This is a genomic window from Joostella sp. CR20, from assembly GCF_038433465.1.
GTDB lineage: Bacteria > Bacteroidota > Bacteroidia > Flavobacteriales > Flavobacteriaceae > Galbibacter.
In genome coordinates this window covers 111,444-135,871 of the sequence record NZ_JAESVF010000003.1, presented here as the reverse complement: position 1 = coordinate 135,871, position 24,428 = coordinate 111,444, and the positions used below count along the sequence as shown (strand labels likewise).

Here is a 24,428-nt window from a genome sequence, read left to right as displayed (position 1 = left end):
TACTATTGTTAATTTATTTCTTTAAAGTTGTTTTTTTCAATTTCTAAAACCTTGTTTAATCTTCTTTGAAAGCGCTCTTCGTTTTGAAAATTTGCTTGTAAAAAAGTTTCTGTTAGTTCCCAAATAAGTGCCGACCCAATTACTCTACCACCAAGACACATGAGGTTCATGTCGTCGTGTTCAACACCTTGATGAGCCGAGTAATTTTCGGTAATTAAAGTGGCGCGTACGCCAGGGAACTTATTGGCAGCAATAGAAACTCCTACACCGCTTCCGCAGATTGCAATTCCTTTTTTTATTTTTCCTTCGGAAATAGCTTTTGCTAACGGAATGATAATATCAGAATAGTCGTCGTTTGCATCAAAAGTGAAAGCACCAAAATCTTCAAAAGTGTATGAATGTTCTTTTAAAAGTTTTTTTAATTCTTCCTTCTTTTCAAATCCTGCATGATCGGCTGTAATTCCTATTTTCAAACTATGAAGCTATAAAGGTTTAGAAAGTATAAAATTAAGTAATTCTGAATGATTAGCGTAATTTTATTTATTTATATAACGATAGTTTAACCAAATAGTGAATTCTATAAAGTTTGGTGTAAGGTAATTAATGCAAAAAGCTATAAAATGGATTAATTTTATAGCTTTTTGTATGTTTTTATTATGAATCTTTTTCTTAAGATTTTATTTTTTTAGCATCTCTGGAGTAGCAACAGTTCTAAAACCAAGGTGCTCTTGGCCAGAGTCTAGTGCAGTTGCCATTCTTGCTGAAATACGATAGCTCGAGCAATACGACTCGCTACATAAAAATGAACCTCCTTTGATAACTTTTTCTTGAACGTACGGATTGTTCGGGTTGTATGCTTTGGTAGCTCCTTTTGGATTTTGAACTTCTCCTTTTTGAAGCATTTCGTTGTAATAATTTACATTGTACCAATCTTGCGTCCACTCCCAAACATTTCCTGAAATTTCATAAAGTCCGTATGCATTTGGAGGAAACGATTTTACAGGAGCTTTGTTTTCGTAGCCATCGGCTTTATCGTTTGTGGTAGGGAATTCTCCATTCCAAGTATTCGCTTGCGAAACAAGTTTGTCTTTTTCGTCGCCCCAGGTGTACATGGTATTTGTTGAACCAGCATGCGCAGCCAATTCCCATTCTGCTTCCGTAGGCAAACGTCTACCAGCCCATTTGCAATAGGCAATTGCATCTTCATAAGCAATGTGCACCACTGGGTAGTTTCCTTTACCTTCGATGGAAGTGTCTGGCCCTTTTGGATGTTTCCAATCTGCCCCGATTTTCCATTCCCACCATTGTGAAAAATCATATAAATTAGGAACGCTTGTTTTTGTTTTTTTGAAGATAAGCGAACCAGGTTGTAAGATAGAATCGTGTGGTCTTGGAGTTCCTGGAGGTACTTGTTTTTTTATTTCTTCCCAATCGATAGCTCTTTCGGCAACCGTAACATATCCAGTTTCTTCAATGAATTTTGCAAATTGGTCGTTGGTAACTTCTGTAATATCCATAAAAAAACCATCAACTTTTACTGGGTGAGCGGGTCTTTCGTGGTTTAAAGCAAATTCGTCATCGTTTCTAGCACCTTGGGTATAACTTCCGCCAGGAATCCAAACCATTCCTTCTGGAGTTTTTACATCCGATGGTTTTTCAGTAGTAACAGAAGCGATTTCGGTACTATTGATACTTTCTGAAGCGGAGTTTTTATTTTCTTTACATTGAGAAAAAATCAGCCCAATGGAGCAAATTGTTGCGATACGAATTATATTCATTATTCTTTTTTATTTTCTATGATACCAAACTTACAAAAGTCTTTTCAATAAAACATTTTAATTTAATTGTTATTGAAGGATTTGTTCGGGAATGCTGGTGGTTCTGGAACCAATCTAGGGTCTTTTTTAATTAATTCTAACAAGTGATTTATAGCTGTTTCGAGCTGAGCATCTTTTCCGTTAAAAGTTTCATGAGGTAAATTATCGACTTCAATATCTGGTTCAAAACCATGTCCTTCAATAACCCATTCGCCTTTGTCATTATAAACTCCCATCATTGGAGCTCTTGCAATTCCCTTATCAGATAGTTGATTTACACCACTTAGCCATATTTCGCCACCCCAAGTCCTTGTTCCTATGGCTTTACCGAGATTTAACTCTCTAAATCCTTCTGCAAACGCCTCACCATCGGAAGCGGTATTTCCGTTTACTAAAATAACAATATGCCCTCTAAATGCGTATTGCATATTCCAATAAGGTTTACCAGATCTTTGCTTCCAATACATCCATGCTTTACGAAGTAATTTTTCTAAGATGAAGCTTTCAATATTACCTCCTCTGTTGTTTCGAACATCTATAATTAAACCTTGTCTATCAAAAACAGGGTAAAACTCTCTATACCATTGATTAAGGTCTGGAGCAGTCATGGCTTGCAGATGCACATAACCAACCTTGTTATCGGTTTTATTTTCTACTTCTTTTCGTCTAGAATATTCCCAATCTCTGTAACGTAAACTGTATTCATTTTTTATAGGTTTTACAATTACATCTTCAGCTTTTCCTTTGATGGTTAATCGAACTTGCTTGTTTTCTTTATTTCTGATGAGTGCACCAATATCGGTTGTATTGATAACATCTTGTCCGTCTATAGCGGTGATAATATCTCCAACATTTATATCTAGCGCCGGATTGTCTAATGGAGATTTTTCATCAGGATAATCGGGATCAGCTTTATATATATGTTCAATTTTATATCCGTTATTTTTAGTGTCTCTACTGAATTTAGCTCCTAAACTAGCTACATTAATATCGTTTTTATCTTCTCTTGTATCTCCGCCACGAACACTGGTATGCAAGGCTGAAAGTTCGCCAACATATCTTCCTATAAGGTCTGATAACTCTTCTCTTGTAGTAACTCTATTTAATAAAGGCTTGTATTTATTTAGCATAGCATCCCAATTAACACCATGCATGTTTTGGTCGTAAAAATAATCTCTTTCCATTCTCCATGCATCTACAAAAATTTGTTCCCAATCTTCTTTTGGAGTTATTGGAAATTTCCAATTTTCTAAACTGATTTTACTCTCATCAAGGTCACTTACCTTTTTTGAAGTTGTTTTAAACATGTAGTAGTTATTACTCTTTTTAAGTAATATATTAGACTTGTCTCCAGACAAATCAAAACTCTGAACATCGTTTACAATTTCTTCTATTTTAGGAGATTTATTTGTAATTTCTATTGTTGCTAAATGTGTTTTAGCACCAATTCCTGTTTCTCTTTTAAGTAGAAAAATGTTGTCTTTAGAAACTTGTAAATTACTATAATTTCCAGCTTTTATAGGGATTTCATAAAGCCTGCTGATGATGTTGTTAGCATCAATTTTGACAGTAACAGTGTTTTCTTTATCTTCTTCTTTGCATTTAGGTAGCTTGGTCAATTCATTTTCTTCTGTAAAAGGGGTAGTAGTACCTTCAGTTAAAGGTATGCAATAAAGCTTTTCGCTCGCATCAAAATATGGTTCAGGTTGTCTGGTTCCCCAAGGAGATCCTACCAAAGAAGTAAAACTCCTATCAGAAAGAAAATAAATATACTTTCCGTCTAAACTCCATTGCGGGGATTTGTTGTTTGCTCGGTCGGTTGTTATCGGGAAATTCTCTTTAGATGCGATATTGTACACATAAATTTGATCCATTGTGTTGTATGCCGTTTGTACATAGGCGATGTATTTACTGTCTGGCGACCATGAAATACTACCAATACCTTCATTCTTTGTAGGTACTTCAACACTATTTCCTGTATCGATAGTTAGTATAAATAGTTTGTTTTCAAGGTCACTGTAGGCAATGTGTTTACCGTCGGGAGAAACCTCGCCTTCATATCTTAAAACGCTACCGTTTGTAGAAATTTGCTTTTCTTTTCCGATTCCGTTTGCAGGAAGCGAAACAAACTCAAATTCGCTTGACTCATCAGAAAGAGCGTAAATGTTTTCATCGTCATGCGAAAAAATAGCATCGCGATAACGAACATTGCTTTTTTGAGTGAAGTTTACAATTCTTCCTTCTTTTGTAGGAAAAACAAAAACTCTTCCTCTAGATGTAATTGCAATTTTATCTCCTTTAAAATTGGGTTTTACAGAGGTTATATATTTTTTTGGGTTTTCTTCCCATTTTTCTTGTAATTGAGAAAGGTCAGAAGCAATTTTAATATCAACTTTATTATTGGTGTTTTTACTGATGTCGTAAAGCCAAATATCTGCACCTAATTGGTATACAATTTTTCCTTGGTTTTGTTGGGCGTAGCGAATGTCAAAATCTTTATGAAAAGTATGTTGTTGTAAATCACTTCCGTTTAGGTTTACCGACCAGATGTTCATTGTTCCATCTCGGTCTGTTATATGATAAACTCTCTCGTTGAAATACATCGGATGATGACTTTCACCAGCGTAATCGTTGGTTAGTTTTATGGCCTCAGTACTACCTTTTTGAAATTTCCAAACCTGTCTGGCTGTTCCTCCTTTGTAACGTTTTGTAACATTTCCGTGGTCGGCAGGGCGTACAAAAAATACAGTTTTTCCATCGTTACTGAAAGAAGCTTCACTTGCTTGACTTAACGGAACTATTTCTTTTTGCTTCGAGTTAATATCAATAGTAACCAATTGTCTGTTCGGAAGTGTAGAAAATGCTCTTGTGTCGTAAACTATTTTTCCATCTGGAGTCCATCCATTTACCAATGAAAAATCACTTTCATAGGTCCATCTTGTAGGAATTCCTCCATTTATAGGAATTGTGTACACTTCGGTCGGCCCTTCATAATTTGCAGAATATGCAATAAGTGTCCCGTCGGGAGAAAATGCAGGCGCAATTTCTTCTTCTAGATGCGATGTAATTCTTTGTGCGATACCACCATTTTGAGAGACTTTCCATAGATCACCTTCAGCAGTAAAAATAATAGTGTTACCATGTATGTTTGGATACCTGTAATAGCCTTCAAAACCTTGGGCTAACATTGAAGAGTTTAAACTAGTTGCAAAAAAAACAAGAAGTAAAGCAAGTAATTTGTATGCTTTTTTGGAGGATTTTAGTGTTGTCATTAAAATTACATTAAGTTGAAAATGAATGGGAAAATACTAATTTTATTTGAATAGGAATGTATTTGTTTTAAAGCAAAATTATTTTTTCTGAATTCATAAAATAAGCTGCTTTTTATAGGGAGAATTTTAATGGCATATCGCATAACTATAACTTATGATTATATAGTTTTATAATATCGATAATTAAAATTTATTGCATGTAATTAGGGTATATTGCACTCGAATTAAAAAAGAAACAAAATGGATTTACAAGGAATTAATAAAATAGGACTAGAAAAAGAAGGATCAAAACAAATTGCTGAAAGCTTAAACGAGTTACTCGCAAATTATCAACTATTTTATATGAATGTAAGAGGTTTACATTGGAATATTAAAGGCAAAGATTTTTTTGTGTTACACGAAAAGTTTGAAGAACTTTACAATAGTTCTCTTGAAAATATTGATGAAATAGCTGAGCGTATTTTAACGCTAGGAGTAACACCATTACATTCTTATAAAGCTTACACAAAGATTTCTAAAATTGAAGAAGCTGAAAATATTTTTGATAGTACTACTGCATTACAAACCGTTTTAAATGGCTTAAGACAATTGTTGATTATTGAACGTGAAATTTTAGCTGTGGCTTCAGAAATAAATGACGAAGGAACTGTATCTTTAATGAGCGATTATATTACAGAGCAAGAAAAATTGGTATGGATGTTTTCAGCAGTGGTAGCGCAATAAACACCTTGGTTTTTGGTGTTTTAAATTGAAATAATTAAGTTGAAAATAAAAAATAAGTTATGAGATTTCATACAAGAAAATGGGTAAAACCAGAAGATTTAAATGCAAATGAAACCCTTTTTGGAGGTAAATTGTTAGCGTGGATTGATGAGGAAGCTGCTTTGTACAGTATCATTCAGTTGGAAAACAATTATGTGGTTACCAAGTATATGTCTGAAATTAATTTTATCTCATCGGCTAGAAAAGGAGATATTATAGAAATTGGAATCGAAGTAATAAAATTTGGACAAACTTCGTTGACACTAAGTTGTGAAGTCCGAAATAAAATGACACGACAAACCATCATAACAATCGACAAAATAATTATGGTAAATTTGGATAAAGAAGGAAAACCTTTGCCACACCACAAAACAAAAATAGAATACGTAAAAGACAGATTGAAGTAATAACTTCCTGAAAAATATAAAAGGCTTTCGATATCGAAAGCCTTTTTTGTGTTATAGGGAGGTGACGTTTATTATACATGAGCTTTTTAACTTTAGAAAGCTAACGTATACATGAGAATTTTAAAATCCGTTTATTTCAAACTCTATATATTTAAATGTGCTTCTATTGTATGAAATGTTGGTATATACAACTCCATAATAATATGTGCCATTTTCCCATTTTTTTCCGTCAGTAATTGGGTTAGGCTCTGGAATATTGTTATCCGTTGCGGCTCCTATTTCAAGCGCAAAACCATAATTCCAATGTCCTGTATTGATGTTGTTTTTTAAGGTGATAACTTCTTCTTCATCGGTGTGTTCAACAACTTCAGTTACGATAGCTTTAGAAAAATCGATTTGCTCGATAGTTTCTGGCAAATGGTTATAACTTTTTTTAATTAACAATGCATACATTACACCATCGCCTTTAACGCTTCCAATTTGTAAAGCAGACCATATAGATTCTCCTTTGCTGAAAAATGCGTTGTCTGGATCTTTAAAATCACCATTGTTATAGAAGCTATTAAATCCTGATTTCCCATCAGCATCAATTTTATCAATACCAAAAACACTCACATATGGAGTTACTTCTGGATAATCGGAAGCATCAATAATGTTAATTTCTCTAATTTCTTGAACATTGGTTCCGTTTTGATCGTTTACTGTTATAATAAAATCGTATTTTCCTCTAGGAGCATCTACTGGAATATCAAAGTGTCTATGTAGTGTAGCATTCTTTAATCCTGTAATTCTTTCAGTAAAAACTACTTCAAAAGACCAAGTTGCATCATAAGTTTCTTCACTTCTCTGTTCTATATTTATTTGAACATTTTCAAGTAAATCACCTGCAAGGACTTCAGCATTAAAATGAAAATCTTCGCCAATAACTCCGATTTCATTATCATGAAGACCTACTTCTATTTCTGATATTGTTGGAAGTGGTTTAGGGGTGTTGTCCTCATCATCTTTACTACAAGAGGCGAATACAAATAAAATTACAGGGATACTTAGTAGTAGGGTTTTAAGTTTTTGTGTATTTTTCACAATTAGTACTTGTTTTATATTTAGTTTCTATTTTGTTTATTCAACGATTTTAATGTCTACAGAAGTCCTAGATTGCCACCCTGTTTGGTCGGTAACAGAGTAAGCACAGTGATAATCTCCTGTGTCAACATCATCTGGAATAGTTATTAAAATGTCTATTTCGTATGAAGTTTGTCCGTCAGGAATACTAAAATTTTCCATATAAATTAATGGGTTTACAGCCTCTTTGAGAGCGTCTAACTCACAATCCGCTCCTTGGTCGTCATGTGTATGATGATCAAAATTATGATGGAGATCTAAACTGTAGGCTGCTAATGCCATATTATCTGTAACTAGAGCTTTAAAATGATAGCTTTCGCCACGTTTTAAAGTTTCGCAGGCTTGAGGGAATCCGCCTTCGTAATTAACAGTAATGGTTGGTTTTTGTTCGTCTTTTTCTACATCGTCACTAGAACAAGAAACTATGGTGAAGAGCATCAAGAAAATAGTGACAGTTTTTAATAAAAATTTCATCTTAAATAAGTTTTAAAAACAACCTCAAACAAATTATCTGTTTGAGGCTGTTTATGAATTATTACTCTGTTACATCAATATGAGATTCGAATGTAGTAGTATTTCCATTTTCATCTTCAATAGTGATTGACATATGGTATTCTCCTGCTGGAGCTGTAGCTGGAACATCGATATGCTCATGGAATTCTACTTCTGTTAATTCGTGGTATCCTTCTTCGTAAGTTTGTTCGAAATCCCATTCTACTTCTCCTTCTGCTAGAGTAAGTCCGTGAGCGTGGATATCAACTAAAATATTATGAACACCATTTACGGCATTAATCATAAATTCAGCATGAAGATCACTACCTCTTGCTACGGAAGAATCGATTGAAACATCGCTAATTGTAATTGGATCTAGGATATCTAAATGTCCTTCAACCTCGGTGCTGTTTCCTGCTTGATCTGTTACAGTTAAAACCACGTGGTATTCTCCTGCAGGAGCTGTTGTTGGGATGTCGATATGCTCATGGAAAGTTGGATTGATTACAAGATATTTTTCATCTGTGTAAGTTTGCTCAAAATCCCATTCTTCTTCTCCCTCTCCAACTTCAAGATCGTGCGCATGGATAGAAACGGCAATACTGCTTACGGTAGCTTCCGCATAAATTTCGGCTTCCATATGAATATCCGAACCTATGTATGCGTATTGATCGCTTCCATGGTCGCTACCACCCATTCCGTATTCGAAATTCGAAATCTCTGGAGCTCCATTGCTTAAATTATTATCGTCGTCACTGCTACAAGAGGAAACGATAATCCCTAAAAAAAGTACTGCTAAAAATTTAAAATTTAACTTCATAATCATTGGTTTAAAATATTAATTAAAATGTTTGTGTTAGTGAAATTGATATGTTTCTACCAGCTTCTGGAACATCTATAAGTCTGTAGAAACTGGTGTGATTAAAGTATTTTGTATTGAAAACATTGTTGAGTTTGAATCGTAACTCCAACGGGTTTTTATTTGTAAATGCGTTTATTTTTGCTTGCATTGCGAGGTCTAAAACTTGGTACCCGTCTGTTATTTCTTCAGGCGGAACAATTTCTTTTTGAGTTGCAGTAACTTTGAAATTCGCACTAAATGTAGTTTGTTGTAGAAATAGCATGTTAGCTATCTCATAACGCGCCGTAAACAGTCCTGAAAGGGGAGGGGAAAACGGAATTGTAAATCCTTTTTTTGGTCCGCTTGTTTGTTCTGAATACACATACTCTGCAGAAGCGCTTAAGTCTAGCTTGTCAAACAGTGTTGTGTTAACCTGCATTTCACCTCCGTAGCGTATCACTTCGCTTTGCGTATACTCATAAATCTGCAAAGTTTCGTAATAGTTTGACGTAGGATTTAGGTAAATAAAATTGCTGAAATAGTTAAAAAACGGACTCGCACTTATACTGAAATTTTTAAAGTTGTGACTCACTTCAAAATCAAACTGATAAGATTCTTCTGGATCGAGATTTATATTCCCCTTTTCATATCGATACATATGATAATTTACCCCATCTGAAGCTAGTTCGTTTGCCAACGGCATACGGAAGCTTTTTCCTATATTGAATTTATAAGATGTTTTTTCCTGCTGATAATTAACACCTACAGAACCACTAAAATTCCCAAAGTGTAAAGACTCGTTTTGTGCGCGTTGCTCATATATATAAGAAGTAGATCCATCAGGGTTATTCACTGTTGAAGGATACCAATCGTAATATGCATCCGTATTCATAAACCCATAATCAAAACGAACTCCTCCTAAAACATGAAAGTTCGGATTAACTTCATATTGGTCATAAACAAACGCCCCTAAAGTGTAGCGTTCATATGCTGGTATTAAAAAGCCCCATCCGCCGATATTATTATTTTGTAATTCAGCCTGTAACCCTGTTGAAAGCAAATGGTTGCCAAGAGCTTTAAGTTTGTCTTTAACATTTAGGGTGTACGTATTTTTATTAAAAATTCTTTCAGTGGTGTTGGGAGGTGTAGGCATATACCCATGCGGAACAGGCTCGGAATGTTCTTCTCTATAATTGTTTTGATAGCCAACATCCAGCGTAAGCGTATGCGTGTCAAAAAAGATATTTGTATTGTTGACAATTTTAAAATGGTTAACCGTGTGATACGGCAAATCAATATCTCTGTTAGAACTATCGTAATCTATATCTGAGGTTCTAACTTCCAAACCGTGAGCATTTGCAAAGAATCCGTTTTTTGCATTTACATTGCTGATGAAGGTTTCTGATTTTATTCTGTCTGAAATAAATCCGAAACTCGCACTTGCATTGGCTTCTTTTCCTGCGGTATTTCTTAAATGATTTTTATATAAATCGAATACATAACCTTCGTAATTGATGGTATTTGCGGGAACTTTATAATCTCCGTAATCTCTGTAAGTTAAACGTCCACGGAAAAACCAATGTTCTTTTCTAGATGCTATTCCGCTAGAAATCCCGAATAAATCATTGTTGCTTTCTGCTAATAAATTTACATCTCCCGAAAAGCCTTTCGACGGAACAGCAGAGGGTTTAATATCTACAACTCCTGCAATAGCATCCGACCCATACATTAAAGAAGCGGGCCCTTTAATGATTTCTATGTGTTCAATTCCGTATTGATCGATTTCCAGTCCATGATCGCTTCCCCATTGCTGTGCTTCGTGTTTTACACCGTTTTGAACAACACTTACTCGGTTAAAACCTAAACCTCTAATAATTGGTTTAGATTGCCCAGAACCAATATTAATTGTGCTTACACCAGGAATTTTACTCAATGTTTGCATTAAGCTATTTTCTCGGTTAGACTCGAGAAACTCTTTTGAAGCACTTATGGAAACTACCGAAGAATTATCAACTTTTTTGCTTTGTAATTCTACTTCTTCCAAAAGGACATCTTCGCTTTCTAGCGTTATAATAAAGTCGCTTTTATCAGCAAATAAATCTATAGGGATTGTAGCTGTTGCATATCCTAAATGTGTGATTTTTAAATTGTGTTTCCCCTGTTGTAGTCCGTTTAAACTGAACGTTCCATCATCAGCAGAAACAGCATAGATGTTAGCAACCGAAAGGGTAGCTCCCGAAATAACTTTGTTTGTACTTGCATCAAGAACCTTCCCGTTTATAGTGTAGGTTTCTTGTGCATGCGCGTATGACCATAAGAAAATACTTAGGCATACTCCCAATAATTTTTGTAACATTAAATATGAATGTGAAATTCTTATTCAGCTCATTATTAGAGCTTTATTTTGGTAGATATAACTTTGTAATGTATTTAGATACAAGAGTAATACAAGCGCCAAAAGCACTATATTATTCTGAAAATAAATAGATTGTAAAAATTATATGTAAAAGGTGAGGTTATACAGTAGGAGGAGGCCTAGAGAAAAGGTGCTTTGCAATATCCTGTGGAGAATATTGAAAGTGATACGTTGTAGAAGTACGTGTTACAATCTCTACGTTAACTTCCGTTACTGTATATTCTGGTGAGTCCGATGGTAGTAAAGGTGTATGATCGTTGGTAATGATATGATCACAAATCGTACAATTTATAACATGGTCTTTATCTTCATCATGAGACAAGACATGTAGTCCAGCAAATTTTATAGAAATAAAAAGTGCGAGGAATAAATAGGAGACGATATGTTTGAATTTACCACTCATCTGAATCGCAAACTTACAATAAAAAAATATCTTAAAAGCAATTAAACGTTTTATCTGAAAACATTTAATGTTAAATTAAAGTATAGTGTATGGAATAAAAAAGCGATTTCTAATTACTGTAGAAATCGCTTTTACTTAAGTTTAAGAACGCTTGTTCTTTTGTAGCGAGGACGGGAGTTGAACCCGTGACCTCCGGGTTATGAATCCGACGCTCTAACCAACTGAGCTACCTCGCCATTGTTTTTATGTGTCGCCTTTTTCTGTTAGGCGGGTGCAAATATATAAACAAAAAGTTAGCAATCAAATCAAACTTGAAAAATATTTTTATTTAAAAAAATACACCAAGTTAATTAGAAATAATTATATTGTCGCTTTATAAAATATGATTTACGTATGGAAGAGAAAGTAAAGTATGAATTAGAGTTCCCTATACACTCCTCACCTCAATTATTGTATCAATATATATCTACACCTTCAGGGTTGTCAGAATGGTTTGCCGATAATGTAAATTCTCGTGGAGAATTCTTTACATTTATTTGGGATGGTTCAGAAGAACAAGCAAAATTACTTAGAAAGAAAAGCGGAGAGCTTGTTAAATTTAAGTGGGTTGAAGGAGATGAAGATACCTTTTTTGAAATTAAAATTGTAGTAGATGAAATTACCAAAGACGTATCTTTAGTGATTACAGACTTTACAGATGAAGATGAAGTAGAGGAAGCAAAAATGTTATGGGAAAATCAAATTTCCGATTTAAAACAAGTATTAGGTTCTGTTTAGGAATCCTAAATCTTTAAAAGTATATTTGTGCCTTGAAATTTTCAAGGCATTTTTTTTATGGTAAATTTTAACGGAAATATAGTAGCCAATAATACAAATTTTTTAAACGAAGAAAATAGAGCGCTTAAATACGGTGATGCTTTGTTTGAAACCATTCGCGTGGTTAATAATAAGGTTTTCTTTTGGGAGTCGCATTACCTTCGTTTAATGGCGTCTATGCGTATTTTACGTATGGAAATCCCGATGAATTTTACTATGGAATTCCTTCAGGAGGAAATAGAAAAATTAATTGCTGAAAACAATCAACAGCCCAAAGCGCTACGCGTACGGATGACTGTTTTTAGAAATAACGGTGGTTTATATACTCCTTCCGATAATAATGTTTCTTACATCATAGAAACAAAAGAGCTTCAGAATCCGTTTTACGTGTTAAATGACGCTCCATACGAAGTAGAGCTTTACAAAGATTTTTATGTAAATTCTGGACTTTTAAGTACCTTAAAATCTACCAATAAAGTTTTGCATGTGTTGGCAGGAATTTTTGCTGAAGAAAATAACTATCAAAATTGTTTGCTTGTAAACGATAAGAAAAATGTAATTGAAGCTACCAACGGAAATTTATTTTTAGTGAAAGGAAACACTATAAAAACACCGCCAATTACAGAAGGTTGTTTAAACGGAGTTTTAAGGCAACAACTCATTGAAATTATAAATAAAACTGAAGAATTAGAATTGGTAGAAGAAGCTATTTCTCCATTCGAAATTCAAAAAGCCGACGAGTTGTTTTTAACAAATGTAATTTCAGGAATAATTCCAGTAAGTAAATACCGTAAGAAGAGTTTTACCAGTACGGTAGCTAAACAATTGGTAGGGAAGTTAAATGCAAAAGCGCGATTACAAGCTTAGTTTAACATTGGGTTTTCTGGTGCGTTAGACCAAATTAAATAGTCGCCACCCAGCTCTAGCATCTTTTCTCTCCAAAAGTACAATGGTGCTTTTTTAATGATATTGCTTTTGTACTTGTTTTCAGAAACTACCCAAGAGTTGCTGGTGAGTTCTTTTTCGAGTTGCATAATATCCCAACCCGAATATCCTAAAAAGAATTTTATTTCGGAGTCTTTAATATCGCCACTATTTATCAAGTCGATTATAGTTTCAAAATCGCCACCCCAATAAATTCCATTCGATATTTCGATGCTGTTAGAAATAAGGTGAGGTATTTTATGAATAAAATATAAATTATCCTGCTCCACAGGACCACCATTATACACTTTTAGCGATTTTGTAATTTCCGGAACAAGTTCGTTCAGTCTAAACTCCAAAGGTTTATTAAGTATAAATCCTATGGACCCTTCGTTGTTGTGCTCGGCGAGCAAAACTACTGACCTATTAAAAGCTACATCGCCAATTATAGAGGGTTCGGCAATTAGCAAATGGCCTTTTTTTGGAGTTAAAGCAACCATAAGCTGTTGTTTTTATTTTAAATCTATAAAAAAAAAGAGCAATCTTCAAAAAAATAATGTGCTTTTTTTAGTTGAGAGCAAAAAAAAGCGTCTCAAAAAAGACGCTTTCTATAACTATATTGAGCTATATAATTAGTTTACAGCACTTGCTAATTCAGCACCTGCTTTAAATTTAACTACATTTTTAGCAGCAATTTTGATAGTTTTACCAGTTTGTGGGTTTCTTCCTTCTCTTGCTGATCTTTGAGATACAGACCATGATCCAAATCCTACTAAAGATACTCTACCACCTTTTTTAAGTGTTCCTTCAACACTTCCTAAAAAAGATTCTAATGCTTTTTTTGCTGCAGCTTTAGTGATTCCTGCGTCAGCAGCCATCGCATCGATTAATTCTGTTTTGTTCATAATTTTAAAGATTTAAATGAATATAAGATTAAACATTTATTTAATTTCCTACACAAAATTATACGGATTTACTTCCCACGCAAGTAATATCAAAGGAAATCAAGGATTTTGTTAATAACTTAGAGGGATTGTTAATAAAGTTGACACTTTTTTACTACAAAACGCTCGTTTCAACTATAATGCGGGTTTACAGCATTTTTGCCGTTGCTTCAAATTCGTAACCGTTTAAAATGTCTTTTATATCCATTTTTCGCTTTCCTGGTAACTGTATCTCTTTCAGTAAAATAAAACCATCTTTAGTAGCTACTTTTACTTCTTTTTTATCTGTTAAAATACTTCCTGGAGCTTCATTGTGTAGTTTAATTTCTTTTTCTACGTCAAAAAACTTCACATTTATAGGATTTTCTTCTCTATTTTTTAAAAAACTCCATGCAGTTGGATACGGACTCAAACCTCTTATAAGGTTGTAAATTGTATCGGTAGATTCTTCCCAGTTTATTTTTGTATTCTCTTTATTGAGTTTATAAGCAGTTTTTAAATCTTCCTCATGTGGTTGTAATTTGGTTGTTACAGTACCATCAGCAATCGATTTTAGTGTTTTTACAACTAAAGACGCTCCCGTAGTCATGAGTTTGTCGTGTAAACTACCAGCATTTTCGTTAGGTAAAATTTCTACTTCTTCTTGAAGAATTACCGCACCAGTATCAATTTTTTTATCAATAAAAAACGTAGTAACCCCAGTTTTTTCTTCGCCATTTATAATAGCCCAATTAATTGGAGCTGCACCTCGATAGTCAGGTAAAAGGGAAGCGTGTAAGTTAAACGTACCGTGTTTAGGCATGCTCCAAACGCTTTCAGGAAGCATTCTAAAAGCAACAACAACTTGCAAATTGGCATCAAGTGCTTTTAATGTTGCTAAAAACTCAGGATCTTTTAAATTGGTAGGTTGTAAAATAGTTAAATCATGCTCAAGGGCGTATTTTTTTACAGCCGATTGTTGTAGTTTTCTTCCTCTTCCAGCAGGTTTGTCGGGAGCTGTAATCACTCCAACAACTTTATAATTAGCTTCGATAATACTGTGAAGTGTTGCCACAGCAAAATCGGGTGTTCCCATAAATACAATTCGTAATTGCTCGCTCATAATATCTGATCTCAAAATTGTGAATGCTCAAAGATACTGAGTTTCATAAAAACGCCATCGAAACTGCTATACAATATAATATTGATTGATATGATTAACCGAAATAACTTCCTCTTGCGACAATTCTTTTAAAGCTTCAAGAATGTAAATCTCTTTAAAAGTGATGTTTTCAAGAAGTTCTTTGGAGCTTAGAGGGGCTTTCTTCAGGCATTTTAAAACTTCTTCTTTCGCGATGGATAAAATATCGGTTGAAAGTTGACTTTTCTTCTGAAGGCACACCGAACAAATTCCGCAGTTCTCGGCATTTTCTTCATTAAAATAAGTAAGCAGTTGCACACTTTTACAAACTTTGTCGTTGTGAATGTAGTTTAGTACATCTGCAATTTGCTTGGTTTTATGCTCATTTTGTTGTTTGATGAGTTTCGCAATCACATTAATGGTATTATCGTCTTCGCGAGGCACCAAAAATGTAATAGTAGCATCGGTATCAATCCCTTCAAAATCGATAATATTATCTTTTTTTAATTGCTGTAAAACCTCTACGATTTTCTGTTCAAAAGTGTTTAGTTTTTTGGCAATGGCAAGTGTGTTGATATTTGTAGGAATATCGAATATTCCGCCGTAGGTTCTTAAAATGTGCTGTACTATTTTTTCTACGGAAGGATTTTGGTCGAGGTAGTAAAACAATTGCGCATTGGTGGTGATAAACTGTACCGTAGTTTTCTTTAAATGTGTTTCTGTAAGCGATATAACCGAATGTTTATCGAGCATTTTTAAGCCATTGTATGCCAGACGAGGGTTAATTTTATAGGTTTGGCAAAACAAATTGAAGTTGAGTGGAAACGATTGGTTAACACCTTCTCCGTATGAAATTTGAAAATAATTGTTCAGTTTTTTATACAGCAGTTTTACAAAATCGACACTCGGGAGTGTTTTTATAAACTGGTTTTTTAATTGGTCTTCGTCGCTTTGGTTTTTCAAAATTACTGCAACCGATTTTTCGCCGTCTCTTCCAGCTCTTCCAGCTTCTTGATAATAGCTTTCTAGTGCATCAGGAAAATTTAAATGCGCAACAGTTCGTACATCGGGTTTATCGATTCCCATTCCGAAAGCGCTCGTTGCAACCATAACTTGCACTTGGTTGTTAAGCCAAGCGTCTAACTTTTTGTTTTTTTCGGTATTTGGAATTCCTCCATGAAAAAACGTCGCGCTAATGCCAACTCTGTTTAAAATTTCACTAGTTTCTACCGTAGCTCTTCGAGTACCTGCGTACACAATAGCAGTGCCAGGGTTTTCTTTTAAAAGTTGTTCGAGCTTCGAAATTTTATCTTCCGAGTTGTAAACGCGGTACGAAATGTTTTCTCGTTTAAACGACTTTTTTACAACAATAGGTTTTTCAAGATGCAAATTTTCAACGATATCTTCAGCAACCAATTTTGTAGCCGATGCGGTAAGCGCCATGACGGGCACGTTGGGTTGTAATTCTTTTAAAATAGCCGTGTTTCTGTAGGCTGGTCTAAAATCGTTTCCCCATTGAGAAATACAATGCGCTTCATCAATTGCTATTAAATTTACATTCATAGCTTTAATGCGTTCTTGAACGATGTCCTGCTGAAGACGCTCTGGAGAGAGGTATAAAAACTTATAATTTCCGTAGATACAATTATCGAGTAAGGTATCTACTTCAGAAAAACTAATGCCACTTGTAAGCGCAATGGCCTTGATGCCTTTTTCTTTTAGCGTTTGTACTTGGTCTTTGATTAGAGCGATAAGTGGCGAAACAACAATGCAAATACCGCTGTTTACCATTGCTGGCACTTGGTAGCACAAAGATTTTCCTCCGCCTGTAGGAAGCAAAACCAACATGTCTTTTTGTTTGAGTGCATGCTGAATAATTTCTTCTTGTGGATTTCTGAATGAAGTGTATCCCCAATATTTTTGTAGAATTTCTAGCGGATTTTTTACAAACTCCATTTACTTATATTTAATGCTCTGTAGTGGTTTTACAGATGGCTCAATACAAATTTAGCTCTTTCTTCGACACTTCCAACAGGAACTTCAACAAGCGAGTAACCACAATCTTCATACATTTTTTTTAGATGAATATGGATTTCTTGGGCTTGTTCAAAATTTTCATACCGTTCGTTATCCGACGTATAAATGGCTTCCCAAGGCGGGAGTAAAAAAACTTTATCGTATCTGTAAGTGTCGCAGGCTTCTTTAAAATAGCTAGGGTAGGTGTCTCCAGCATAATTCATGTAGGCAGGAACATCTGGAATTCCTCTGTCAAAAAACACAGTGCCTGTGAGTGCTTCCGAAGCTTTGTGTTGTTGTATTCTTCCTTCGAGTAATTTGTTGCTAAAAAGTAATCCGTCTGTTAAAAAAAGTTGCTCAATACCTTGTTCGCGTGCTTCGAGGGTTACTTGCCTAGAGATTTCGAGCAAGCATTGGTGTCCGTTTTCTTTTAAAAAATCTATAACTGATGTTTTTCCGGTACCCGGTCCTCCAGTAATTACTATTTTTGTATTTGCACTCATTTTATCTCTTTTGGAGGTTTAGTTTCGTATAAATTTTCAAAAGTATTTTTCAAACTTAAAAGACAGCAAAATAACTAAATGATAACGGAATTAAAAAATTGATTCGTAAATCCTATCTTTGCAAAAAGAAAATTAACACATGAAAGATAAAAAAGAAGTAGAAGCGTTTTATGTGCGCCTGAAAGATGAATTGGATCGAACAACTACATGGCCTTCCTTATATCTTTATAAATTTATTGTTCCGACGAGCGAAGAAAAAATAAATCAGATTGAGCGTATTTTTGATAACCAAGGCGCTGTGATTAAGAAAAAAGAGTCTTCCAACGGAAAATATACGAGTTTATCTATCGAGCTTACACTAGACAGTGCCGATGCTGTAATCGATAAATACAAAGAAGTGAGCGTAGTAGAAGGTGTTATTTCTTTGTAAAATTCTTTCAGTCACCGCAAAATTTATTATTTTGCATACCAATAAAGATGTAAAGTAGCATCTTTAAACTTCATTTATAATTATATCATAACATTTTGGTTGAAAATATAGAATACAATAGCGAACGTCCAAGGCTTATTATTCCTGAATACGGGCGTCATATACAGAAAATGGTGGATTATGCCGTTTCAATTGAAGATAGAGAAGAGCGAAACAAAGTAGCGCAAGCTATTATTGGAGTGATGGGAAACTTAAATCCACATTTAAGAGACGTACCAGATTTTCAGCATAAATTGTGGGATCAGTTGTTTATAATTTCTGATTTTAAACTCGATGCCGATTCGCCATATCCAAAACCAACACGTGAGTTGTTAGACAAACGTCCTGAGCCATTAGGTTATCCACAAAATCATCCGAAGTATCGTTTCTACGGAAATAATATCAAAACAATGATTGATGTGTGTGTGAGTTGGGAAGATGGAGAGCTAAAAGACGCTTTGAAGTTTACCATTGCCAACCATATGAAAAAAAGTTACCTCAATTGGAATAAAGATACTGTTGAGGACAAAGTAATTTTTGACCATTTATACGAATTGAGTGGAGGGAAAATTAATCTAGCGCGTTTTGATGAAGATCTTGCCGAAAGTAAAAACTTGGTGCGCAATAGACCATCGAACGGGAAAACTAGAAATAACAACCCTAGAAAACACCATAACAACAATAAAGGACGAAGCAAAAAACGCTACTAATAAAGTACGACATTTTATATGGGGACATTTAAAATTGAAGGTGGCGCCAAATTAAAAGGCGAAATTACACCACAGGGCGCAAAAAATGAAGCATTACAAATACTTTGCGCAGTATTACTAACCGACGAAAAAGTTACAATACACAACATACCAAATATTATAGATGTTAATAAACTTATTGAATTGCTCGAAAATTTGGGCGTTAAAATTCAAAAAATAGGAACATCTTCATATACTTTTATTTCTGATGATCTTCATTTAGAATACCTTCAATCGGAACAATTTAAAAAAGACGGACGTGGTCTTAGAGGTTCGATTATGATTGTTGGTCCGCTTTTAGCACGTTTTGGAAAAGGATACATTCCGAAGCCAGGAGGTGATAAAATTGGAAGAAGAAGATTGGATACCCACTTTGAAGGATTTATAAAACTCGGAGCAACTTTCCGTTACAATCGAGAGGAATACTTTTACGGAGTGGAAGCTAAAAAGTTAAAAGGAGCTTACATGCTTTTGGATGAGGCTTCTGTAACTGGAACAGCAAATATTGTAATGGCTGCTGTTTTAGCTGAAGGAACAACCACAATTTACAACGCAGCTTGCGAACCATACTTACAGCAATTGTGTAATATGCTGAACAGAATGGGTGCTAAAATAAGTGGCGTAGGTTCTAACTTATTAACCATAGAAGGGGTTGAAAAATTAGGCGGAACCGAGCATACTATTTTACCCGATATGATTGAGATTGGAAGTTGGATTGGGATGGCAGCAATGACAAAAAGCGAACTTACAATTAAAAATGTTCGTTGGGATTATCTAGGTCAAATTCCTACTGTTTTTAGAAAGTTAGGAATTACGCTTGAACAAAAAGGAGACGATATTTATATTCCAGAACATAAAGACGGTTACGAAGTTCAAAACTTTATAGATGGTTCGATATTAACAATTTCAGATGCGCCTTGGCCAGGGTTTACACCCGATTTGTTGAGTATCATTCTAACTGTTGCAACACAAGCAAGAGGAAGTGTTTTGATTCATCAGAAAATGTTTGAAAGCCGACTTTTTTTCGTGGATAAATTAATTGATATGGGTGCAAAAATTATTCTTTGCGATCCGCATAGAGCTACAGTTATTGGGCACGATTTTGAGTCTACTTTAAAAGCAACCACGATGACTTCTCCAGATATTAGAGCGGGGATTTCGTTGTTAATTGCGGCGCTTTCTGCAAAAGGAACTTCTACTATTCATAACATCGAACAAATCGATAGAGGATATGAAAATATAGATGAAAGATTAAGAGCTATCGGAGCAAATATTGTTCGTTTAGACTAAGTTTTTCAGATAAAATAAATTATACAAAAAGTTCCTCCTCGAGGGACTTTTTGTTTTTTAAGTCGTTTGCGTTGAATGGAGCAGTTTCCATAGGAGAATAGAAAAATTGAGCTTCCGAAATTAGATTATTTTCAACTTTGTAAAGGCATAATTCTTCCATTTCTTGTCTGCCAATATCAGAAAAAGTAATATCGCTTGTCATTTTTACCACAAAATAATGGTCGGCTATCAAAGGATCGGAAATAAATTGGCGGTGTATGGCAACGATATTTTCTTCATTTTCGAGATAGTCGTTTACAATGTTGTGTTTTCCTTCCGTAGTAATAGTTTTAGGAAATCCAATTTCACTACTAATGGCATTGATGTCGTACAGTTCGTGATAAACTTGCAAATACAACCCTTGTCTGCAAAGCGAAACAAAGCGTTCGGCAATTTGTTTTGTGTTCATGGCAATATTTTTCAGTAAAGATATAAAGTGTTGTTATTTAAAAAGTTACCTTTACGTTAATCCTGAATTATATTGTTGAGAACTCGGAAAGTTTAACTAAATTCTGTAAATACATCTGTTTTCTCCTTAAAAATATGTAATTTTACAAACCATATATTTCCATTATAATATGAGTCAAAAAGTCTTGCTTTCCGCGAAAGAAATCAATATCATACTTCATCGATTGGCTTGTCAACTCATTGAAAATCACAAAGATTTTAAGAATACCGTTTTAATAGGAATTCAGCCTAGAGGCGTTTTTTTGGCAGAACGTTTAAAGAAACTTCTTGAAAACGAATATCAAATTGCCAATATTGAACTCGGGTACTTGGATATTACTTTTTATCGAGATGATTTTAGACGAGGCGATAAACCTCTTGAAGCCAATAAAACTAAGATTGATTTTTTAGTTGAAGATAAAAATGTGGTTTTTATCGACGATGTTTTGTACACCGGAAGGAGTATTAGAGCGGCTTTAACCGCTATACAATCGTTTGGGAGACCAAATGAAATTGAATTGCTAACCCTTATCGATAGACGTTTTAGCAGACATTTACCTATTCAACCCGATTATAGAGGACGACAGGTAGATGCTATTAACAATGAAAAAGTGAAGGTGATGTGGGAAGAGCAAGAAGGAGAAGATAAAGTATACATGATTAATAAATAGCTGCAAGATGAGCGAATTAAGTGTAAACCACTTACTAGGAATTAAATATTTAAATGAAGCGGATATTCAATTGATTTTTGAAACAGCCGATCATTTTAAAGAAGTAATTAACCGCCCTATAAAAAAGGTTCCTTCTTTACGAGATATTACCATTGCCAATTTGTTTTTTGAAAATAGTACGCGTACTAAACTTTCGTTTGAGTTGGCAGAGAAAAGGCTTTCTGCAGATGTGATTAATTTTTCAGCGGGACAATCTTCAGTAAAAAAAGGAGAAACTCTTATCGATACTGTAAACAATATTTTATCGATGAAAGTTGATATGGTAGTAATGCGACACCCAAATCCTGGTGCAGGCGTGTTTTTATCTAAAAATGTAAAAGCAAGTATTATAAATGCAGGAGATGGAGCACACGAGCATCCAACGCAAGCACTTTTAGATTCGTATTCAATTAGAGAAAAACTGGGCGATGTAGCAGGGAAAAATGTAGTGATTGTGGGAGATATTTTGCATTCGCGTGTAGCGTTGTCAAATATTTTTGCTTTGCAATTGCAAGGAGCAAATGTTAAAGTATGCGGACCAAAAACACTGATTCCAAAATATATTACTTCGTTGGGCGTTGAGGTAGAAACCGATTTGCGAAAAGCGTTAAATTGGTGTGATGTTGCAAACATGCTACGCGTACAAAACGAACGAATGGATATAAGCTATTTTCCTTCAACGCGCGAGTACACGCAACAATTTGGAGTTAACAAGGCGTTGTTAGACTCTTTAGATAAGGAAATTGTAATTATGCACCCAGGGCCAATTAACCGCGGAGTGGAAATTACAAGTGATGTAGCCGACTCAAAGCAAGCTATCATTCTCAATCAAGTTGAAAACGGAGTAGCTGTGCGAATGGCGGCAATTTATTTACTAGCTTCAAAAATTAAACAATAGGGATTATGATAATCGATAGAAATGGAAATACTACGGTAATTACCCAAGAAAGTGTTTCGTTGGCAAAATTTATTGAGCGTTTAAACGAATCGTATGCTACTTATAAAAACGATCATTTAATACTTAATTTACTTTCGTTGAGTAATTTAAAATCGGCCGATTTGGTTGAGTTTTTAGAATTGTCTCGCGATCATCGTGCTGCTAAAAAATCGTTTGTAATAGTTTCTGATTCGGTTGATTTTACCGATGTTCACGACGAACTTGTAGTGGCACCAACACTTGGTGAAGCTTACGATGTTATTGAAATGGAAGATATTGAAAGGGATCTAGATTTTTAACAGCTTGTTAGAAGTCTTCAGAATAAAAAATGAATAATGTAAAACTACATATATTAGGTTGCTACAGCGCAACTCCAAGAGCTTTTACCAACCCAACAGCTCAAATTTTAGAAATAAAAGGGCATGTTTTTTTGATTGATTGTGGTGAAGGAACGCAAGTGCAACTCCGCAAGCAAAAAATTAAATTTTCTCGTATAAAACACATTTTTATTTCCCATTTACACGGCGATCATTTTTTTGGACTTCCAGGTTTGTTGTCTACATTTCGACTTTTAGGAAGAGATACTCCTTTACATGTGTACGGACCAAAAGGAATTAAAGATGCCGTAACTTTAATGCTGAAAGTAGGCAGTGCATGGACAAATTATCCGCTTATTTTTCATGAGTTAACCGAGCCTACTTCCGAAGTAATTTTTGAAGATGAAAAAGTAACGGTAACAACAATACCACTTAAACATCGAGTGTACACCAATGGTTTTTTGTTTGAAGAAAAAGTTGGTGACCGAAAGTTAGACATCAATGCGGTTTTGAACTACAATATCGATAAGTGTTATTATCAGAATATAAAAAAGGGAAAAGACGTAACCTTGGAAGATGGTACCATTGTTAGCAATGAAAAGCTAACACAAGATCCGCCAAAACCTAAAAGTTATGCATTTTGTAGCGATACTTCTTACAAGGAAGATATTGTACCGATAATTAAAGGAGCAACTTTGTTGTACCACGAATCTACTTTTTTAGAGCCACATGAAAAGTTAGCGCTCGAAACGGGGCATTCAACCGCTAAACAAGCGGCACAAATAGCAAAGCAAGCCGAAGTAGGGAAGTTGATTTTAGGGCATTATTCAACCCGTTACAGCAGTTTGGAAGAATTTAAAGAAGAAGCTGCGCAAGTTTTTAGTAATGTGGATCTTGCTGAAGATGGAAAAGAGTTTTTATTTTAAAAACCAGAAAAAAAGAAACAAATGAAAAGCGAAAAAGACCTTAGTGATTATAGAAAAGTGTATCAGAAAAGTGAGTTGTTGGAAGCACAACTTACCGATAATCCGATGCAGTTGTTTCAGACTTGGTTTTATGAAGTTGAGCAGCACGGTGGTGTTGACGAGGCAAATGCCATGACAGTTTCTACAATTGGGTTGGATGGTTTTCCGAAGAATAGAGTCGTACTTTTAAAGAAATATACCGAAGAAGGATTTATTTTTTATACCAATTACCACAGCGAAAAGGGGAGGGCAATTGAAGCAAATCCTAAAGTTTGCGTTTCGTTTTTTTGGCCAAATATAGAGCGACAAGTAATTATAAAAGGAGAGGCAGAAAAGATAGCTGAAAATCTTTCGGATGGGTATTTTGAGTCGCGCCCTAGAGGAAGTCAGCTCGGAGCGATTGTTTCTAACCAAAGTGAAGTAGCAGCTTCCAGAGAAGAGATTGAAGAAAAGTTAAAAGCCTTAGAGGAAGCGTTTGAAGGAAAAACCATAGAACGTCCAGACAATTGGGGAGGTTACATTATCAGGCCTGTTTCTATTGAGTTTTGGCAAGGAAGACCAAATCGACTACACGACCGAATTCGATATACGCTACAAGCCGATTTTAATTGGAAAATGGAGCGTTTAAATCCGTAGAATTCTTTTAAAAT

At 34.8% G+C, this 24,428-nt stretch carries 25 protein-coding genes and 1 tRNA gene; 12 read left to right on the top strand and 14 right to left on the bottom strand.

Annotated features, from left to right (window positions below; translation table 11 throughout):
• Positions 1–8: 8 nt before the first annotated feature.
• The 3 genes from JMA43_RS06460 to JMA43_RS06450 form a co-directional block, all read right to left on the bottom strand.
• Entirely contained in the window at positions 9–473 is a 465-nt protein-coding gene (locus JMA43_RS06460; protein WP_342155639.1) for an RpiB/LacA/LacB family sugar-phosphate isomerase, read from the bottom strand.
• Positions 474–677: 204 nt separating this feature from the next.
• Positions 678–1,778 (bottom strand): formylglycine-generating enzyme family protein, encoded by a 1,101-nt coding sequence (locus JMA43_RS06455; protein WP_342155637.1) that lies wholly within the window; start codon positions 1,776–1,778, stop codon positions 678–680.
• 62 nt (positions 1,779–1,840) lie between these two features.
• Entirely contained in the window at positions 1,841–5,089 is a 3,249-nt protein-coding gene (locus JMA43_RS06450) for a S41 family peptidase (RefSeq protein WP_342155636.1), read from the bottom strand.
• A gap of 240 nt (positions 5,090–5,329) precedes the next feature.
• On the opposite strand from JMA43_RS06450, the gene JMA43_RS06445 reads away from it, so the two are divergent.
• Both JMA43_RS06445 and JMA43_RS06440 read left to right on the top strand, forming a co-directional pair.
• The gene (locus JMA43_RS06445; RefSeq protein WP_342155635.1) at positions 5,330–5,812 is read left to right on the top strand and encodes a Dps family protein; all 483 of its coding nucleotides are present in this window, start codon (positions 5,330–5,332) and stop codon (positions 5,810–5,812) included.
• A 59-nt stretch (positions 5,813–5,871) separates the two neighbouring features.
• Positions 5,872–6,258, top strand: a complete 387-nt coding sequence (locus JMA43_RS06440; protein WP_342155634.1) for an acyl-CoA thioesterase — start codon at positions 5,872–5,874, stop codon at positions 6,256–6,258.
• A 120-nt stretch (positions 6,259–6,378) separates the two neighbouring features.
• Here the strand turns inward: JMA43_RS06440 and JMA43_RS06435 are convergent, their stop codons facing one another.
• The 5 genes from JMA43_RS06435 to JMA43_RS06415 all read right to left on the bottom strand — a co-directional run bounded on the left by JMA43_RS06435 (position 6,379) and on the right by JMA43_RS06415 (position 11,768).
• Positions 6,379–7,341, bottom strand: coding sequence for a DUF4625 domain-containing protein (locus JMA43_RS06435; protein WP_342155633.1), 963 nt, complete (start codon positions 7,339–7,341; stop codon positions 6,379–6,381).
• A gap of 36 nt (positions 7,342–7,377) precedes the next feature.
• Positions 7,378–7,854 carry a DUF4625 domain-containing protein gene (locus JMA43_RS06430; protein ID WP_342155632.1) on the bottom strand — a complete coding sequence of 159 codons (477 nt, stop codon included), beginning with the start codon at positions 7,852–7,854 and terminating at the stop codon, positions 7,378–7,380.
• A 61-nt stretch (positions 7,855–7,915) separates the two neighbouring features.
• On the bottom strand, positions 7,916–8,692 hold the full coding sequence (locus JMA43_RS06425) for a DUF4625 domain-containing protein (RefSeq protein WP_342155631.1): 777 nt from the start codon (positions 8,690–8,692) through the stop codon (positions 7,916–7,918).
• Between the two features lie 22 nt (positions 8,693–8,714).
• Positions 8,715–11,069 carry a TonB-dependent receptor gene (locus JMA43_RS06420; RefSeq protein WP_342155630.1) on the bottom strand — a complete coding sequence of 785 codons (2,355 nt, stop codon included), beginning with the start codon at positions 11,067–11,069 and terminating at the stop codon, positions 8,715–8,717.
• Between the two features lie 625 nt (positions 11,070–11,694).
• Positions 11,695–11,768, bottom strand: a tRNA-Met gene (locus JMA43_RS06415).
• Between the two features lie 157 nt (positions 11,769–11,925).
• Here JMA43_RS06415 and JMA43_RS06410 point away from each other — a divergent pair.
• Both JMA43_RS06410 and JMA43_RS06405 read left to right on the top strand, forming a co-directional pair.
• Positions 11,926–12,309, top strand: a complete 384-nt coding sequence (locus JMA43_RS06410) for an START-like domain-containing protein (RefSeq protein WP_342155629.1) — start codon at positions 11,926–11,928, stop codon at positions 12,307–12,309.
• Positions 12,310–12,366: 57 nt separating this feature from the next.
• On the top strand, positions 12,367–13,215 hold the full coding sequence (locus JMA43_RS06405; RefSeq protein WP_342155627.1) for an aminotransferase class IV: 849 nt from the start codon (positions 12,367–12,369) through the stop codon (positions 13,213–13,215).
• Here JMA43_RS06405 and JMA43_RS06400 read toward each other — a convergent pair.
• From JMA43_RS06400 to JMA43_RS06380, 5 genes are all read right to left on the bottom strand, one after another.
• Entirely contained in the window at positions 13,212–13,772 is a 561-nt protein-coding gene (locus tag JMA43_RS06400; RefSeq protein WP_342155626.1) for a YqgE/AlgH family protein, read from the bottom strand. The two genes, JMA43_RS06405 and JMA43_RS06400, sit on opposite strands and share 4 nt — an antisense overlap.
• 132 nt (positions 13,773–13,904) lie before the next feature.
• On the bottom strand, positions 13,905–14,177 hold the full coding sequence (locus tag JMA43_RS06395; RefSeq protein ID WP_342155624.1) for an HU family DNA-binding protein: 273 nt from the start codon (positions 14,175–14,177) through the stop codon (positions 13,905–13,907).
• 187 nt (positions 14,178–14,364) lie between these two features.
• Positions 14,365–15,318: a methionyl-tRNA formyltransferase gene (gene fmt / locus JMA43_RS06390; protein ID WP_342155623.1), complete on the bottom strand. Its 954-nt coding sequence runs from the start codon at positions 15,316–15,318 to the stop codon at positions 14,365–14,367.
• 66 nt (positions 15,319–15,384) lie between these two features.
• On the bottom strand, positions 15,385–17,292 hold the full coding sequence (locus tag JMA43_RS06385; RefSeq protein ID WP_342155622.1) for a RecQ family ATP-dependent DNA helicase: 1,908 nt from the start codon (positions 17,290–17,292) through the stop codon (positions 15,385–15,387).
• Positions 17,293–17,321: 29 nt separating this feature from the next.
• Entirely contained in the window at positions 17,322–17,855 is a 534-nt protein-coding gene (locus tag JMA43_RS06380) for an ATP-binding protein (RefSeq protein ID WP_342155621.1), read from the bottom strand.
• A gap of 139 nt (positions 17,856–17,994) precedes the next feature.
• On the opposite strand from JMA43_RS06380, the gene JMA43_RS06375 reads away from it, so the two are divergent.
• The 3 genes from JMA43_RS06375 to murA all read left to right on the top strand — a co-directional run bounded on the left by JMA43_RS06375 (position 17,995) and on the right by murA (position 20,363).
• Entirely contained in the window at positions 17,995–18,285 is a 291-nt protein-coding gene (locus JMA43_RS06375) for a DUF493 family protein (RefSeq protein WP_342155620.1), read from the top strand.
• A 95-nt stretch (positions 18,286–18,380) separates the two neighbouring features.
• Positions 18,381–19,034 (top strand): DUF4290 domain-containing protein, encoded by a 654-nt coding sequence (locus JMA43_RS06370; protein ID WP_342155619.1) that lies wholly within the window; start codon positions 18,381–18,383, stop codon positions 19,032–19,034.
• Positions 19,035–19,052: 18 nt separating this feature from the next.
• Positions 19,053–20,363, top strand: a complete 1,311-nt coding sequence (gene murA, locus JMA43_RS06365; RefSeq protein WP_342155618.1) for a UDP-N-acetylglucosamine 1-carboxyvinyltransferase — start codon at positions 19,053–19,055, stop codon at positions 20,361–20,363.
• A gap of 19 nt (positions 20,364–20,382) precedes the next feature.
• Here murA and JMA43_RS06360 read toward each other — a convergent pair whose 3' ends face one another.
• Positions 20,383–20,811: a SnoaL-like domain-containing protein gene (locus JMA43_RS06360; protein ID WP_342155617.1), complete on the bottom strand. Its 429-nt coding sequence runs from the start codon at positions 20,809–20,811 to the stop codon at positions 20,383–20,385.
• 169 nt (positions 20,812–20,980) lie between these two features.
• On the opposite strand from JMA43_RS06360, the gene pyrR reads away from it, so the two are divergent.
• Genes pyrR through pdxH form a run of 5 tightly spaced genes read left to right on the top strand, consistent with a single transcriptional unit; the run spans position 20,981 to position 24,414 of the window.
• Positions 20,981–21,520 carry a bifunctional pyr operon transcriptional regulator/uracil phosphoribosyltransferase PyrR gene (gene pyrR / locus JMA43_RS06355; RefSeq protein ID WP_342155616.1) on the top strand — a complete coding sequence of 180 codons (540 nt, stop codon included), beginning with the start codon at positions 20,981–20,983 and terminating at the stop codon, positions 21,518–21,520.
• Positions 21,521–21,527: 7 nt separating this feature from the next.
• A complete protein-coding gene (locus JMA43_RS06350; protein ID WP_342155615.1) occupies positions 21,528–22,457 on the top strand; it encodes an aspartate carbamoyltransferase catalytic subunit in 930 nt (309 codons plus the stop codon).
• A 5-nt stretch (positions 22,458–22,462) separates the two neighbouring features.
• A complete protein-coding gene (locus JMA43_RS06345; RefSeq protein ID WP_342155614.1) occupies positions 22,463–22,795 on the top strand; it encodes a ribonuclease Z in 333 nt (110 codons plus the stop codon).
• Between the two features lie 29 nt (positions 22,796–22,824).
• Positions 22,825–23,739: a ribonuclease Z gene (locus tag JMA43_RS06340; protein ID WP_342155613.1), complete on the top strand. Its 915-nt coding sequence runs from the start codon at positions 22,825–22,827 to the stop codon at positions 23,737–23,739.
• Positions 23,740–23,760: 21 nt separating this feature from the next.
• Positions 23,761–24,414, top strand: coding sequence for a pyridoxamine 5'-phosphate oxidase (gene pdxH / locus JMA43_RS06335; RefSeq protein WP_342155612.1), 654 nt, complete (start codon positions 23,761–23,763; stop codon positions 24,412–24,414).
• The last annotated feature ends 14 nt before the right edge of the window (positions 24,415–24,428 follow it).